Source organism: Colwellia sp. MB3u-8 (assembly GCF_014076985.1).
Lineage (GTDB): Bacteria > Pseudomonadota > Gammaproteobacteria > Enterobacterales > Alteromonadaceae > Cognaticolwellia.
In genome coordinates this window covers 445,660-460,674 of sequence record NZ_JACGVA010000058.1, presented here as the reverse complement: position 1 = coordinate 460,674, position 15,015 = coordinate 445,660, and the positions used below count along the sequence as shown (strand labels likewise).

Here is a 15,015-nt window from a genome sequence, read left to right as displayed (position 1 = left end):
AGTGAAACGTGTTAGCGCCGATGGTAGTGTGGGAGTTCCCATGTGAGAGTAGGACATTGCTAGGCTTCTATTTAGAGAGACCCGTAGCTGACGCTACGGGTTTTTTGCTTTCTGGGATTTGATAACTAAAGCTTGAGGTTTGAACATTAGCTTGCTGCAATCTCAAAGGCTACAAAGCGTTACAGTGATTTAATACCAACGCCATTAATTAACTTCCCATTTTTATCCAGTCTCTAGAGCAAAGTTTTATCACCCTAGATACGTCTGAAATAAAAACATTCCAAGCTCGACTACATTCATCAACAATATTTTCATATCCACTAAAGCATCGGTTCGCTAATTCATTTTTTCTTAACCATTGCCATACTTGTTCAATAGGATTTAGCTCAGGTGAATAAGGGGGTAACTTTATGATTAATAGATTCTTAAACTTCTCGGTTAAGTGGGCTTGATGCCAAGTGGCACCATCCAAAACTATAACGGCATGTCGTCCCTTTGGAACTTTTTGGGATATCAATGCTAAGTGCTTTTCCATCACATTCATATTAATAAATGGAGCGATTAATGTTTCGGTATCTCCTGTTGCTGTGCAAACCGCACGAGGTTTTTCTTTTAATCCTTCAAGTTCCTTGAGCATAAAACCGGTTAATCCAATCATTAACAATACGACGGCTAATATGAAGGTTTCTTGCAGTTTGTGAATTATTAGCACCTTCTTTTATATGAGAAAATGCCATTAGACGTACGCGCATGCGTCCATTCGTTTCCTTAGCTATAAGGGACTTAAAATCAATACGATCAAAGGGGCTCATAATGCCTATATTGAGAGATATAAAATTATTGAGAGATATAAAATAAAAGCTATTAGATCAAAAACTTAATGTAATTGGTATTAATACTATTCTCCCTGGCGATTAGCTGCGTTATTTCACTGTTGCAGAATCTATTTCTATTACCCGCTAGTTGTGTTTTATAAGCATTACAAATTTGTTTTGTATGAAAAAACTACTAGGCTCTAATGTAATATTACGAATATGGCGTGTAGCAGATGGATGAAAAGCCAATTATAAAGATACCAAGCGATTCTTCTGCTGAGCTATTAAATCGGCTCACTAGAGAATACATAGCAAGTAAATCGCCTTGGTATAAACGAAGATTCACCTCGCCTATCGCTGCGCAATTTTTTTCTATTATCTTACTTATTTTTTTCACCGTTATTTATCTTATTGCCAGTTATGCCAACCAAACTGAGCCACGTGGAGATAAATTTCAGAAAACCGCATCAATATTTCAGCAAGGTATTGTTATTGATAAGCAAACGCTCAATGTTGAGCTGCTCGAATATGAATTAAACAAAGTGATCACACCGAAAGAAGTTGATAATACCCGTAAGGTCTTGACGAAAAAATTCTCTGCAGCAAAAGAGTCTTTGTTACAAGGTCGGCTGGCTGTAGCTAAAGTCAGTGATGAGGTGTTAACTCATCGCTTGGGGAAAAAATACTTACCTGAAGTCGCTGGTGCCATGAGCTTAATTGTTGACAATCACAGTCTTGAATCCGCACAGCAATTGTATCCTGCAGAAATGTTTTATCCCTTACTTAATGAAACCATAGTGAACCGAGATTTACCGCCATTAACCGACAAAGCTTTATTAAATGAGCAATCTGGCACGGAGATATTTCAAGAGATGTATACCTTGGCCAAATTACAACATGAGCGCGAACAGCTTTATTTAGCACAGGTAGCAAATTATGTTAATTCGATGCAAGCCTATATGTCTTTTGAATGGCTAAATCGCTTACCTTGGATAGTACAACTGATATTTTGGACCTGGTTTGGCGTTTTAATTAACAATATTGTTTGGCTAATTCGTCTCACTAAAAGTCGCAAAGAAGAAGACGACTTAGCTTTTACGTCTGAAGTTTATGTGATGTTGTTGCCACGCTTGGTTATTGCGCCATTTATTAGTGTTATTTTCCTTGCCATGATTTCCTCGGGTATTGCGAGTTTTGACATTAGTAACCTGAATAATTTACCCGCATTTCTTGTCGCCGCTTTCTTTCTTGGCTTTATGTCAGAATCCATCACATTAAGAATACGGCAGTTTTTTAATAAGCTGCTTGATTCTATTGAAACACAACAGCAGCCCAAGCTCAGCTTAGCCACTATAGAACCAACACCTAGCTTTAAGCCGATAGCAAATACCTCACTGAGCAGCCTTGAAATCAATATGCGAGGGTTAGTTAATAATGACGTTAATGTGACCAATATTCGTAATCAAATAATAAAAAAAGCGCACTTGGATAAGACAAAATAACGGAGTTAAGGGTATGAAAAACCGTAATAATTATTTAATAATATGGCTTTTATTTGTTTTTTTATTAAGTGGTTGTGTGGCAAATAATGAAATGTCACAAGTTGTTGAACACCTCAATAAGTCAAATAAGCAAGCACAGCAAGTGATCGCACAGTTAAATAAAAAAGATCAGGCAATGACTGAGTTAGTGCTTGATCGAAACAACCAAATAAAACAATTAGTGAAGACACAAGTTCAGCAATTTTATTACGAAAATTTAGCGGATCTAAGACAGGTGATCATTCAAGCCAATAGTGACATTAGTGTTCTCTTTGATAGCTCCACACAAGATTGTTTATCTTTAGTGGATGCAGAAGTAGATAGTTTAACTGGGTTAGTCAGTTTAGCTGAGCAACAAGCTGAAAATCTGCTGACAGAAAGTAAAAAATATCCCGATGATAAAACACTGCAATTGCAGGCGGCAAAAGCTGCCGCTGATTATTTTGGCAGACTATACTCGACTAATAATATTGGCTTAAACGCTAAAAAGCTGTGTGTTGACCGCCTAAAAGCTGAGAAAACTATTGCAGAAGATAAGGTTAACGGCTTTCAAACAACCCAAGAAGCAAAGCTATCAGAGTTTCTAAAAAGTAAAGTTAACGAAATTTCAGCTATAAAATTTATTGATATTAGCGCTAGCCAAACTCATTTTGATGCACTATTGGCTTGGTCACACGAAAATGAAATCGCTCACAATAATACCATGATGTATTTGCATGCCAGTAATCTACTCTCTTCAGAAGGTATATTAGCTCATGTTATTAAAGGCTTTTCTCAAGGCGCAATTGCGGTGGTTGTTGGTAAAAATGTTGCTATTCCCAGTGCTGCCGATATCGGTAATTCGGGTCAGGTGTTGGTTGATGGTTTAAGTAAAAATAGTAAGGAGGAGTTTTCCTCCGTATTGCTCAATGCCAAGCAAGGTATAAAAACGATTAAAGATAATATTGGCATAAATATAAACCAAATAGCGCTGAACTCAGTGATGTCGGTGTTAAGAGAAAAAGCTGAAAAGTAGCACGGATTTAATTGTGAAATTGGAGAATCACCATGAAGGCGAATGAAGAACTTTTTAATGCATATGTCAGTGAAGAATTCAGAAAGTCTGCAGATGCAACGAAGCAGGATTTAGAGACAAAAATTAATAATTACATTGGCGAGTTTCGCCGTCATTTAGATACTTTAGTGAAAGATGTCGAAAAAACTGATTATGCTGCTCAATTTCAACAAGAAACTGATTTGGTTATTAAACAGGCGCAAGCGGCCGCCAAGCAAGTTGAAAATATTGCTGAGATTATTGCTGAATTAGAAAAAAAAGCACCCGCGCTAACTGAGCAAGTGAATAAGTTGAAACAAGCGAACAGCCATTTGAAAACTGAGCTTGATGGCATCAATGACAAAGCCAGTGCTTTTGGCTCTAATGTCGGGAAGTATGTTGCTTCTGGCGTAAAACAAGTCATCACAGGTAGCTTACCTATTTTTTGAATCAGGACTAAGTACTTGCCACTTAATTTAAGGAAAATGATTATGTTTCCAGAATACATTGTAATTCATACCGCTGCTTTTACCGGCAGAGATTGCGATCGAGATATGATTGACCAATGGCATAAAGACCGTAACTGGTCTGGCATTGGTTATCATTTTGTGATTTTAAATGATAAACACAGCCAAAAAGTCGACGGCACTATTGAAAATGGCAGGCCAACCAACAAAATGGGTGCGCATGCCTTGGGTTTAAATGATCGATCTTTAGGTATTTGTTGTATTGGGCATGGTGATAAAAACGATTTTACTCCAGCGCAGTATGAAAGTTTATATGGCTTAATACGACGATTGATGACTGAGTTTTCGATACCGGTAAATAAAGTCATTGGTCATCGAGAATTGAATGATTTAGCAGAAAAAGACATTATTTCGTCGCGCTATCACACCAGTAAATCTTGTCCAGGTCATAAAATAGATATGAATTTTATTCGTGAACAACTGCCCAGTAGTATTGCTAGTACTGAGCATGAAACGGATGAATTTACTGCTGAATCGCGATTAGCGATGCGTAATGCCATTGCCATTTTACAACAAAATAGAGCACAATTTCCCAATGCGCAAGATGAGTTGGACGAGTTTATTCACCACCCTGAAGTTATTGCAATGACCCATTAAAGCAAAAGCTTTTTTATATTTTTTAACCTAACAGTGCTTGCATGGTTTGAGTGGCGCTAACAGGCTGTTCAGCTTCGGTAATTGCAGTAACTACCGCCACTGCGCTAACGCCTGTGCGCCATACCTGCTCTAGCCGTTGTTGGTTAATGCCACCAATGGCGACAACAGGAATATTATCGGCTAGTGCTAATATTTGCCTTAAGTTTGTTAGCCCTTGAATTTGTCCGGTCATATCTTTGGTGTTAGTGGCGAATATGGCGCCAATGGCAAGGTAAGAGGGTTGTAGTTGTTTGGCTAATAAAAACTCATAACAACCATGGGTACTGATGCCTAAACGTAAACCTGATTTAGCAATCGCCTTTAAATCAGCACTGTTAAGATCTTCTTGGCCGATATGGACACCGTATGCGCCGTATTTAATAGCTAGCTGCCAATGATCATTAATAAATAATCGACAATGATAATCACTGGCCATGGTCACCGCTTTCTCTATCAGTAAGCCTAACTCGGCAGTATTTTCACTTTTAATCCGTAGCTGAATAATATTTAAATTCAGTGGCAACAAGCATTCAAGCCATGATAAAGAGTCAATCACGGGATATAGCCCAAGTTTTTCTGAGACAGTTAATCCAAGGGACGGGAAGTTAGGTGATAATTGAACTTGCTGATTAAGCGGGCTGATAACGCTTGGAAAATATCTGAGTTTTGTTGGCCACGACCCTGGCTGAAAAGCACCGTAATAATTTTCATTGTTGGCGTAATTCATACTGCTGTTATTAACATCAGGATGGTCTTGGCTTTTGCCTTCTCCTTGACTTTCGCCTTCATTATTGCCGTTAGGTATGTCAGCGCATAATGATAACCCTTGGTTAATAAACGCTTTAGTTAAGGTAAAGGCATCGCGTAATAAATAATCATGAGCCAAAAAGCTGGCTAAGGCACTGGCAAAGCTACAGCCGCCACCATGACTGTAGTTTGTATTAATCTTCGGCGACTTTAAGCTTAATAACACGCTTGAGCTTAAGCTTTGTAAACATATATCAATACAATGCGTTTTAGCTGCGTTATTTTTTTCTGCAGCCTCGGTGTTTTCACTGTCAGTATGACCGCCTTTAATAATCACGGCTTTACAGCCCAATTGAAGAATGTTTGCAGCTAGCACTTCAACTTTATAAGTGCTTTTTGGGCTTAAACTACCTAGCTGCTTTGCTTCAATTAGGTTTGGCGTGATGACATCAATCAGCGGCATTAATGGTGCTAGTGCGTTAGCAGTTAAGCTTGATAAACGCCCACCAACACTGGCTTGGCCAACCGGATCATAAACCACTAGCAAATCGGGTAATTGTTGTTTTAAGATTAACAGTGTTGCCACTAGCCAATTAACTTGTGTACTATTAACCAAAAGGCCTATTTTTATCACGGCGGGTGGTTTGTCAAAGCGCAATGCTTGCGTTTGCTGGGCTAAAACTTGCACCTTAATAGCATTAACCGCGCTAAGCTCTACTGAGTTTTGTACTGTATTAGCGGTGATCAAGTGGCAAACCTCAACATTGAGGCCATGACCCGTTTTAATGTCGGCGGCAATGCCGGCACCACCTGAGCAATCTGCACCTGAAATGGTCCAAATAATCGGTTTTTTTTTCAATTTTTGCGTTAGCAATGAAGGTTTAAATGTCATTAAGTATGCTCTGGGTGATGCCAAAAAGGGCGGTCTAATGTTGGCGTGCTAGCGTGAGCCGTTTGGCGCTCGGGCATAGTGCCAGCAATATAAGCGGATTCTCCAGCAGCGATTGCTGCGGCGAAGGATTTGGCCATCAGTGCTGGATTATCAGCAAGAGCAATCGCGCTATTAAGTAACACGCCATCAAAGCCCATTTCCATGGCAATACAGGCATCTGAAGGTTTACCAATACCGGCATCAAGTATCAATGTCGCGTTAGGTAATCGTTGACGAATACTCGCCAAGTTATAAGGATTCATTAAGCCCTTACCGGTACCGATGGGAGAGGCCCATGGCATGATTACTTGACAACCTAACTCGTATAAACGTTGGCAAACAACTAAGTCGTCGGTGCAATAGGGTAAAACTTTAAAACCTTCTGCAAGCAGTTGCTCGCTGGCAATGAGCAGCTCGATTGGATCTGGCTGTAGATTGTAATCATCGCCAATAACTTCAAGTTTTATCCAGTCTGTTTGGAACAACTCTCGACTCATTCTTGCTAAGGTTATGGCTTCTTTAGCACTTTTACAACCGGCGGTATTCGGTAGTAAAAAACCTTGGTTTTGCTTAATGCTAGCTTGAATGTAGCGCCAAATTTTCTCACCGGACTGGGCCAATGGATTTTGTCGTTTTAGTGACAAGGTCACCACTTGTGATCCACTCGCTAAAATGGCTTGTTTCATTACGGCTGGCGACGAGTAAAGTGCGGTGCCAATGAGCAAACGACTAGCTATCGGTTGACCATAAATGCTTAGCGACATGCGTTATCCTCCCACAATAGGAAATAGCAGATCAATGCTGTCGTTACTGCTAACGTGTGTATTGCAGTAATCTGCTTGGCCGACAAAATCACCATTAAGTGCCAAGGCAAAGCTTTGTTGTTGCTGACTTAAGGGTAATATTTTGGCTAGCACCTTATCTATGCTGTGTGGCTCTGCAGCATTAAGGAGTTCAAAGGCGTTACCATTAATATATATGTTCATTTATCATCTCAATTATTATCTTAATGTTTAACTCATGCTTAACTCAATGATCACTCAACCACTATTACCTAGGCTTTTAATGGTTAATGCCGTCTGGGGAAATACTAATAGGCAGCCAATGAGAGTATTGATAATGTTCGACTGATTTTTGCTGGTGTTGCATTAGGTTGCCAACATGCGCTAACACTTGGGCCAGCACGACAGGGGCAATTAAAAAGCCATGACGGTATAAACCATTGACTTGAATCAAAGCGTTATGTGAAATTATTTTCGGTTGATTATCGCTAAATGCGGGGCGAAGTTGGCTAACATGTTGGCGGATATTGGCTTCAGCAAAACCGGGATGAACACTATAGGCCGCGCTGAGTAGTTCCAGTGCTGAACGTACGGTCATGGCGGCGGTATCGTCACTTTCAATTTCTGTTGCCCCAACGACATAATGGCCTTTACCTTTTGGCGCAATATAAAGCTGATAGCGTGGATGCATCAGTCTAACGGGCCTGAAGATGTTAACTTCAGGAGCAAAAAGTTGAAAAAGTTCACCGCGAACAGCACGTAAGTCATCAAGTTCAGCCTTGTGTTTATCGTTTGCCTTGGTTGAGGTTTTCGCGCCAATACCGCGACAATCAATTCCAAGATCAAACGACTGCCATTGGCTATTAGGGTGATGACCACAAGCTCGAAAGTTAATCTCACAGCCGGCATTAAAACTATGGGTTTTAATGCCAATAACTTCAGACTCACTGCGCCACTCAACATTTTCATCGCTTAGCTGTTGATGTAAAGCGAGTAGTAGCTTTCGATTACCAATTTGACCTTCTTCGGGCAAATATAGCGCTTGCGAAAATTTACCGGCAAGCTCTGGCTCAAGCGCCAAAAGTTGTTGTCTGTTGAGCTGTTGTTGAGCATGGTTTGGATAACTATTCGCTAAAAAACGTGTCAATTTTTGATAGTCAGCGATGTCGTGTTCATGACTTACCACTAGCGAACCCGTTTGTTGAAAAAAGCTATAGCCTGACAGGGTGTTCAGCAGTTTTGGCCACAAAGGTAAGGCGGCAAAACCCATAGCTACAATGTTGGCTGGGCTGTGCATGGCTTCGCCAAGCGGTGTTAATAAACCAGCGGCAGCATAAGCGGCACTTTGCTGGCCATTTTTTTGGTCTTTATCAAATAGCGTCACCTTGTAGCCTTGTCGATTTAACGACAAGGCTAGCAAGCGACCCATCAGGCCGGCGCCAATAATAGCGATGGTTGACATAATTAAACGACTCGGCTGCTAATTGTTTACTGGCTTGGCAACAGGCTGATAGAGCTCGCTGCCGTTGGCCTTAAACTCAGCTGATTTTTCAGCCATTCCTTGACTTGAAATACTGATGGTTTCATCAAGTAGTTTAATTTTAATAGGCTGTTCGCTATTGTCCGTATCGCTTAAATTAGCGGCATAATCTCGAACTTCTTGCGATATTTTCATTGAACAAAATTTAGGGCCACACATGGAACAAAAGTGTGCGACTTTGCCTGACGCTTGTGGCAAGGCTTCATCGTGGTAAGTACGGGCTTTTTCAGGATCTAAGCCAATATTAAATTGATCATACCAACGAAACTCAAAACGGGCTTTTGACATGGCATTGTCACGAATTTGCGCACCTGGGTGACCCTTTGCTAAGTCGCCAGCATGCGCGGCGATTTTATAGGTCATCAAACCTTCTTTAACATCTTCTTTATTGGGTAAGCCTAAGTGTTCTTTCGGGGTAACATAACAAAGCATGGCACAACCATACCAGCCAATATTAGCGGCACCAATGCCGGAGGTAATGTGATCATAACCGGGGGCAATATCTGTGGTTAGCGGGCCTAAGGTATAAAAAGGTGCTTCGCCACAATGCTTAAGTTGTTCCGTCATATTTTGCTTGATCATATGCATGGGTACATGGCCAGGACCTTCAACAATGGTTTGTACGTCATGTTGCCATGCTATTTTTGTTAGCTCGCCCAAGGTGCGTAATTCAGCAAACTGTGCTTCATCGTTAGCATCGGCAATCGAACCAGGACGTAAGCCATCGCCTAGTGAAAATGAAACGTCATAAGTTTTTAAAATCTGACAAATATCTTCAAAATGGCTGTAAAGAAAATTCTCTTGATGATGGGCTAAACACCATTTCGCCATAATCGAGCCACCGCGAGAAACAATGCCGGTAACTCGTTTGGCGGTCAACGGTACATAACGCAGTAATACACCCGCATGAATAGTAAAGTAATCAACACCTTGCTCTGCTTGTTCAATTAAGGTATCGCGAAATATTTCCCAAGTCAGGTTTTCGGCAATGCCGTTAACCTTTTCTAAAGCTTGATAAATCGGTACTGTGCCAATGGGCACAGGAGAATTGCGAATAATCCATTCTCGGGTTTCGTGAATATAACGACCGGTTGATAAGTCCATCACAGTATCGGCTCCCCATTTGGTTGACCAAACCAGTTTTTCTACTTCTTCTTCAATAGAAGAACTTACCGCTGAGTTACCAATATTCGCGTTGACTTTGATCAAAAAATTTCGGCCGATGATCATAGGTTCAACTTCGGGATGGTTAATGTTGACTGGAATAATGGCTCGACCTCTAGCCACTTCATCACGTACAAACTCAGGGGTAATTTGTTCAGGAATGCTGGCACCAAATGCTTGTCCTTGATGTTGTTGCAGCAGTATCTCGCTTTTAACTTCTTGGCGTTTCATATTCTCACGAATGGCAACATATTCCATTTCAGGCGTGATAATGCCTTGGCGGGCATAATGCATTTGGGTGACATTTTTACCTTTCTTGGCTTTACGTACTTTGGGTAAATGTTCAAAGCGAATATGATCAAGGCCTTCGTCTGTTCCTCGCTGTTGGCTGTAGATAGATGTTTTTTTTTGCAGAAACTCGACATCGTCACGCGAGTCAATCCAGCTGTCACGTACGCGAGGAATACCTTTGTGTACATCAATAACCACTGAGTTATCGGTATAAAAGCCAGAAGTGTCATAAACACACAAGGGTGGATTTTTTTCATAGCTAGGTTGGTCTGTATTGCCATTAATTAAAGTATCAGACAAGGTTATTTCGCGCATGCCAACACGAATATCGTGTATTTTACCCGGAACATAAACTTTATTAGAGTTTGGAAAGGATTGATCGGCAACTTTCTTTAAAAATTGCGCTGCTTGGTTTCGACGTTTACGTCTTGAAATTGAACTCATGTTCTCTCACCTGTTTTTATTAAATAAAAGTTAGGCGGAGCTTTATGGGGTAGTAACGAGGAGCAGGTTTATTAGCAAAAACTTACGTGCGCTGTTGACTCTGCTCACTTGTTCCCTTCGCAGATGTTAATCTAATCAGGTTCTACGGATCCCGCTTTCGCGATCTCAGCCCTTTGGCACTCCGACAAGTCAATACGTTTAAGCTTTTAGTGCGCTTAAACGTAATTTATTCTAGCTTGAACTTTTAATGACAATCAAGCCTTATATTATTTTTTATTTTTTGCTGTAGTTATTTAATGTGTTAAGTATATTGATTTCCATTAAAAAATAGACATTAATTGCATGAAAAAACAACGGCTTATTTTGTTTGATCAAGATTTTGAGTTATCATTTTTACCGGCGTTTTTTCATTTTAAAAGCTTATTTTATTTTGACTATCCATCAGTGCTAGAATTTTTTAATCAGCAGTACGAAGGTTTGGGGTGGTGAGTACAGACTTAAGTGATCAGGTTAGCAAAAGTTAGCACAAGGTTTAACTTTACGTATTAATTCCTAATAATAATGCAAATGTAGCGGTAAATTGTCGTAATATAGACAAACTGAGTAACGTACACTATATGGAATTAATTTATGGCTGAATCTAGCAGCTCAAGCGCAACAGAGCAGATAACTAAAACCTTAGACCCGGTCAACTTACTTAAAGATGAAATTGATCAAGTGGGTCGTATTTACAATATCATTGTTGAGTTTTTCACCAATTACAGTTTTCAATTAATTGGTGCGTTTATCATCTTCATTATGGGTTACATTTTTGCGGGTAAAATAGCGACTGTCGTGCTGAAATTATGTGAGCGACATAAGCTTGATGTCACCCTGAGTCGCTTTTTAGCTAACACCAGTAAAATGTTAATTGTAGTGATGATAACCATCATTTCTTTAGGTAAATTAGGCATTAGTGTTACGCCATTTATTGCCGCTATAGGTGCTATTTCATTAGGTGCTGGTTTAGCTCTGCAAGGCTTGCTAGCGAACTATGCGGCCGGTTTTAATATTATTATTATTCGTCCTTTTGTGGTGGGTGATACGATTACGGTGCGTGGTGTTACTGGGCTAGTTAAAGAAGTTTTACTGGCATACACGATTTTGTCAGATGAAGACAATGTAGAAATTACCATTCCGAATAAACATATTGTGGGTGAAATATTACATAATTCAAGCCATGACTCGTTGTTAGAGTTAAGTGTTGGCATTGATTATAGCGAAAACCCGTTAGCGGTGGTGGCCTTGCTTGAAGAAGTGATTGGACAGTTAGATATTGTCAGTAAAGCCCGTAAGCCTTTGATTGGTATTGATGCTTTTGCTGATAGTGCTATTAACATTGCGGTGCGCTTGTGGACCCCAACAGAAAATTTATACAGTGCTAAATATAAAGCGAATAAAGAAATTTATTTAGCGTTAGATAAAGCCAATATTAAAATTCCATTCCCGCAACGCGATGTTCATCTTATTAAGGATCTGGGTTGATTTTTATGCCGGCTTTATTATGGCGTTAAATAAGGCTAGGCTAGATCGATTTTTGGCACAATATTGTCAGGTGAATCGCAAAAGTGTGCGACTAATATTGGCGCAAAATAGAGTATTGATCAATGATGTAGTCGCTCATGATATTGATGAAATTATTGATACCTTTAGCCATATCACCTTGGACGGTAAAGTGATCCAAGCTAATTGTGCCTATTATCTTATGCTGAATAAGCCGGTGGGTGTTGTTAGTGCAACCCGCGATACAAAACATAAAACAGTGCTTGATTTACTTGAATATCCGTTTAAAAATGAACTGCATATTGTTGGCCGACTTGATCTTAATACTTCGGGTTTGCTGCTAATGACCAATGATAGCCGTTGGTCAGAACGCTTAACTTTGCCTGAGAAAAAAATAACTAAACGTTATATAGTGACCTTGCAAAATAAACTTACCGCTGAATATATAGCCGCTTTTGCCGAAGGTATGTATTTTGCGTTTGAGGACATTACGACTCAGCCTGCAAAATTAACTATAATATCCGACTATTTGGCACAAGTTGAGATTATTGAAGGACGTTACCACCAAATTAAGCGCATGTTTGGTCGTTTTCGCAACCCAGTGATGGCTTTGCACCGATCTTCTATTGGCAATTTGCAACTTGATCAGCGCTTAGCTGTTGGGTTAAGCAGAAAGCTAACCGCGCTCGAGGTTAATAATATTAATAAATAATACGCTCTTTAATGCCTAAATATTAAGGCGGACAATCACAACAAACAATGCAAAAAACCATAAAAAATAATAATAAGGAATAAGAATGTTTAAGTATATTATGCTAATTATTGTACTGGCCTTAATCGTCAGCTTCTTTGTACGCAATAATGCTAATCGTGAAGTGGCAAAAGTTAATGCTGTGCTAGCGGCAGAGTTTTTAGAAAATAATAAACAAGTCGCCGGCGTGATTGAAACAGCTTCTGGCTTGCAGTATCAGGTATTAACCCCAGGACAGGGTGACGTTCATCCCATGGCAAGCACAAAAGTAAAGGTGCATTATCACGGCACTTTACTTGATGGCACAGTTTTCGACAGTTCAGTTGAAAGAAATGAACCGATTAGTTTTGGCTTAAATCAAGTGATTAAAGGCTGGACAGAAGGTTTACAGCTAATGGTAGTAGGTGAGAAAACCCGTTTATTTATACCGGCAGAGCTAGGTTATGGTAATAGTGCGGCAGGTAAAATTCCGCCCGGCTCATTATTGATTTTTGATGTTGAATTACTGGCTATTGAGTAAAACACTTAACTACCCCCCGATTCACTGACTGATATTAAATAACAAAAACAGTTTTAACCGCTTGTTAAGACTGTTGGCAACGCGATATTAAAATAGTGGTTATTGGCTTGAGTTAGTTTTTGATTAACGCTTAACTTGATAGCAACCAACAACGGCTTGTCATGGCGCTTTATTTGCCTTACTCTCGGTTTTACTTAAGGTTTTATAGCAAACGCTTACATCTAGCTACCCAGACTACTTCATAGCAGCGAATGCTGTATTCTCAAGTGGCTTAGTCTATTCTTCCCTAAAGGCCTCTGCTGAAAGATGGTGGCGATTAAGCAATTTATAAAATTCGGTGCGATTTCTTTGCGCTATTTTTGCTGCTTTTGAAACATTCCCGGCCGTAATTTTTAACAGCTTGGCAAGGTAATCGCGTTCAAATTTATCTCTGGCTTGGACAAACGAGGGTAAAATCTTGGTGTTATCGCGCAGTGCATTCTTTACCAACATTTCGCTGATTAATGGCTCAGTAGACAACGCGAGTGTTTGCTCAACAACATTTTGTAATTGTCTGATATTGCCTGGCCAAGTTGCGCTGATCAACACTTCCATGGCTTCTTGCGAAAAACCAGTAATATTGATGTGTGACTGGTCTGCAGACTGACTTAAAAAGTATTGCGCAAGTAATGGGATATCTTCTCGACGTTCAGACAAGGGTGGCAACTCTAACTCAACGACATTGAGTCGGTAATACAAGTCTTCACGAAATGTTTTGTCAATAATGGCTTGTTGTAAATTTTTATGGGTTGCTGAAATAATCCTAACATCAACTTTAATTGCTTGTGTGCTACCCACGGGACGTATTTCTCGTTCTTGCAAGGTACGTAGTAGTTTTACCTGAAAACTCATGGGCATATCACCAATTTCATCCAAAAAGAGTGTACCGCCATCTGCTGCTTGAAATAAGCCAATATGATTTTTTTCCGCGCCGGTAAATGCGCCTTTGATATGACCAAATAATTCAGACTCTAGCAGCTGCTCAGGAATTGCAGCGCAGTTAATAGCGGTAAATGTTTGTTGATGTCGAGGGCTTGCCAAATGAATCGCTTTTGCCAACAGCTCTTTACCTGTGCCACTTTGGCTTTGAATAAGTAAACTAAAGTCACTTCTTGCCACTTGCTTACTTTGTTGTAAAAGCGACTCCATAATAGTACTGCGACTAATAATTTTATCGCGCCATTGGTTATCAGCCTGACTGTGGTTGAGTTCTGCGGGTTGCAGGCGAATGGCTTGTTGTACTATTTCAAGTAGTTCTTTACTTTCAAAAGGCTTAGTGAGAAAACTAAAAACCCCTTGTTTAGTGGCATTAATCGCATCAGGAATAGTGCCGTGGGCGGTCATGATAATGACCGGAATATGGGGGTGCTTAGCTCTTATTTGTTCAAATAGTGCCATGCCGTCCATACCTTCCATTTTAAGATCGCTAATCACTAATTGTGGATGAAAACTCTCGAGTCGACCTAGGGCTATTTTGGCATTTTTTGCCGACTCAACTTGATAACCTGCTGCCGCCAAGCGGATAGCAAGTAATCGCAGCAAGCTAGGATCGTCATCAACGATTAGAATTTTATTGTCTGTTTTAACGGCAGCTGGATTAAGGTTGGTCATGGGTTATTCTCGGTGCTTATCTATGGCTAAAATATAGTGCTAAAAATAGGACTTAAATTGATCAATAATCGCTAGTGCACTTAACAGTGCCTTTAACTAAC

Annotated in this window: 14 protein-coding genes, 1 pseudogene and 1 riboswitch; of the genes and pseudogenes, 7 read left to right on the top strand and 8 right to left on the bottom strand. The window is 40.1% G+C overall.

Translation table 11 applies throughout. The features are described from left to right. Positions 1-208: 208 nt before the first annotated feature. Both H4J54_RS06770 and H4J54_RS19780 read right to left on the bottom strand, forming a co-directional pair. Positions 209-598, bottom strand: a pseudogene (locus tag H4J54_RS06770) (transposase); the annotation flags it as partial. A gap of 22 nt (positions 599-620) precedes the next feature. After that, complete coding sequence (locus H4J54_RS19780; RefSeq protein ID WP_404851891.1) at positions 621-737, bottom strand: helix-turn-helix domain-containing protein; 117 nt, start codon at positions 735-737, stop codon at positions 621-623. Between the two features lie 311 nt (positions 738-1,048). Between H4J54_RS19780 and H4J54_RS06760 the strand changes: the two genes are divergently transcribed. Genes H4J54_RS06760 through H4J54_RS06745 form a run of 4 tightly spaced genes read left to right on the top strand, consistent with a single transcriptional unit; the run spans position 1,049 to position 4,513 of the window. Then, positions 1,049-2,317: a hypothetical protein gene (locus H4J54_RS06760; protein WP_182190127.1), complete on the top strand. Its 1,269-nt coding sequence runs from the start codon at positions 1,049-1,051 to the stop codon at positions 2,315-2,317. 13 nt (positions 2,318-2,330) lie between these two features. After that, the gene (locus H4J54_RS06755; protein WP_182190126.1) at positions 2,331-3,371 is read left to right on the top strand and encodes a hypothetical protein; all 1,041 of its coding nucleotides are present in this window, start codon (positions 2,331-2,333) and stop codon (positions 3,369-3,371) included. A 32-nt stretch (positions 3,372-3,403) separates the two neighbouring features. Next, a complete protein-coding gene (locus H4J54_RS06750) occupies positions 3,404-3,838 on the top strand; it encodes a hypothetical protein (RefSeq protein ID WP_182190125.1) in 435 nt (144 codons plus the stop codon). 42 nt (positions 3,839-3,880) lie between these two features. Next, on the top strand, positions 3,881-4,513 hold the full coding sequence (locus tag H4J54_RS06745; RefSeq protein WP_182190124.1) for an N-acetylmuramoyl-L-alanine amidase: 633 nt from the start codon (positions 3,881-3,883) through the stop codon (positions 4,511-4,513). A 22-nt stretch (positions 4,514-4,535) separates the two neighbouring features. Here H4J54_RS06745 and thiE read toward each other — a convergent pair whose 3' ends face one another. From thiE to thiC, 5 genes are all read right to left on the bottom strand, one after another. Then, the gene (gene thiE, locus H4J54_RS06740) at positions 4,536-6,191 is read right to left on the bottom strand and encodes a thiamine phosphate synthase (RefSeq protein ID WP_182190123.1); all 1,656 of its coding nucleotides are present in this window, start codon (positions 6,189-6,191) and stop codon (positions 4,536-4,538) included. Beyond that, positions 6,191-6,994, bottom strand: a complete 804-nt coding sequence (locus tag H4J54_RS06735) for a thiazole synthase (protein ID WP_182190122.1) — start codon at positions 6,992-6,994, stop codon at positions 6,191-6,193. Before H4J54_RS06735 ends, thiE begins: the two co-directional genes overlap by 1 nt. 3 nt (positions 6,995-6,997) lie before the next feature. Continuing rightward, positions 6,998-7,216, bottom strand: coding sequence for a sulfur carrier protein ThiS (locus H4J54_RS06730; RefSeq protein WP_182190121.1), 219 nt, complete (start codon positions 7,214-7,216; stop codon positions 6,998-7,000). Between the two features lie 76 nt (positions 7,217-7,292). Further along, positions 7,293-8,474 carry an FAD-dependent oxidoreductase gene (locus H4J54_RS06725; protein ID WP_182190120.1) on the bottom strand — a complete coding sequence of 394 codons (1,182 nt, stop codon included), beginning with the start codon at positions 8,472-8,474 and terminating at the stop codon, positions 7,293-7,295. An 18-nt stretch (positions 8,475-8,492) separates the two neighbouring features. Further along, entirely contained in the window at positions 8,493-10,451 is a 1,959-nt protein-coding gene (thiC, locus tag H4J54_RS06720) for a phosphomethylpyrimidine synthase ThiC (protein ID WP_182190119.1), read from the bottom strand. A 95-nt stretch (positions 10,452-10,546) separates the two neighbouring features. Continuing rightward, positions 10,547-10,645: riboswitch (TPP riboswitch) on the bottom strand. A gap of 436 nt (positions 10,646-11,081) precedes the next feature. Between thiC and H4J54_RS06715 the strand changes: the two genes are divergently transcribed. From H4J54_RS06715 to H4J54_RS06705, 3 genes are all read left to right on the top strand, one after another. After that, the gene (locus H4J54_RS06715; protein ID WP_182190118.1) at positions 11,082-11,975 is read left to right on the top strand and encodes a mechanosensitive ion channel family protein; all 894 of its coding nucleotides are present in this window, start codon (positions 11,082-11,084) and stop codon (positions 11,973-11,975) included. 19 nt (positions 11,976-11,994) lie between these two features. After that, on the top strand, positions 11,995-12,705 hold the full coding sequence (locus H4J54_RS06710) for a pseudouridine synthase (RefSeq protein ID WP_182190117.1): 711 nt from the start codon (positions 11,995-11,997) through the stop codon (positions 12,703-12,705). An 85-nt stretch (positions 12,706-12,790) separates the two neighbouring features. Further along, on the top strand, positions 12,791-13,264 hold the full coding sequence (locus H4J54_RS06705; RefSeq protein WP_182190116.1) for an FKBP-type peptidyl-prolyl cis-trans isomerase: 474 nt from the start codon (positions 12,791-12,793) through the stop codon (positions 13,262-13,264). 276 nt (positions 13,265-13,540) lie between these two features. On the opposite strand, the gene H4J54_RS06700 is transcribed toward H4J54_RS06705, so the two are convergent. Next, positions 13,541-14,914, bottom strand: a complete 1,374-nt coding sequence (locus H4J54_RS06700) for a sigma 54-interacting transcriptional regulator (protein ID WP_182190115.1) — start codon at positions 14,912-14,914, stop codon at positions 13,541-13,543. Positions 14,915-15,015: the final 101 nt, after the last annotated feature.

Coding starts and splice junctions, on each gene's coding strand:
- H4J54_RS19780 (WP_404851891.1), bottom strand. CDS start 737: ATGGCATTTTCTCATATAAAAGAAGGTGCTAATAATTCACAAACTGCA.
- H4J54_RS06760 (WP_182190127.1), top strand. CDS start 1,049: ATGGATGAAAAGCCAATTATAAAGATACCAAGCGATTCTTCTGCTGAG.
- H4J54_RS06755 (WP_182190126.1), top strand. CDS start 2,331: ATGAAAAACCGTAATAATTATTTAATAATATGGCTTTTATTTGTTTTT.
- H4J54_RS06750 (WP_182190125.1), top strand. CDS start 3,404: ATGAAGGCGAATGAAGAACTTTTTAATGCATATGTCAGTGAAGAATTC.
- H4J54_RS06745 (WP_182190124.1), top strand. CDS start 3,881: ATGTTTCCAGAATACATTGTAATTCATACCGCTGCTTTTACCGGCAGA.
- thiE (WP_182190123.1), bottom strand. CDS start 6,191: ATGACATTTAAACCTTCATTGCTAACGCAAAAATTGAAAAAAAAACCG.
- H4J54_RS06735 (WP_182190122.1), bottom strand. CDS start 6,994: ATGTCGCTAAGCATTTATGGTCAACCGATAGCTAGTCGTTTGCTCATT.
- H4J54_RS06730 (WP_182190121.1), bottom strand. CDS start 7,216: ATGAACATATATATTAATGGTAACGCCTTTGAACTCCTTAATGCTGCA.
- H4J54_RS06725 (WP_182190120.1), bottom strand. CDS start 8,474: ATGTCAACCATCGCTATTATTGGCGCCGGCCTGATGGGTCGCTTGCTA.
- thiC (WP_182190119.1), bottom strand. CDS start 10,451: ATGAGTTCAATTTCAAGACGTAAACGTCGAAACCAAGCAGCGCAATTT.
- H4J54_RS06715 (WP_182190118.1), top strand. CDS start 11,082: ATGGCTGAATCTAGCAGCTCAAGCGCAACAGAGCAGATAACTAAAACC.
- H4J54_RS06710 (WP_182190117.1), top strand. CDS start 11,995: ATGGCGTTAAATAAGGCTAGGCTAGATCGATTTTTGGCACAATATTGT.
- H4J54_RS06705 (WP_182190116.1), top strand. CDS start 12,791: ATGTTTAAGTATATTATGCTAATTATTGTACTGGCCTTAATCGTCAGC.
- H4J54_RS06700 (WP_182190115.1), bottom strand. CDS start 14,914: ATGACCAACCTTAATCCAGCTGCCGTTAAAACAGACAATAAAATTCTA.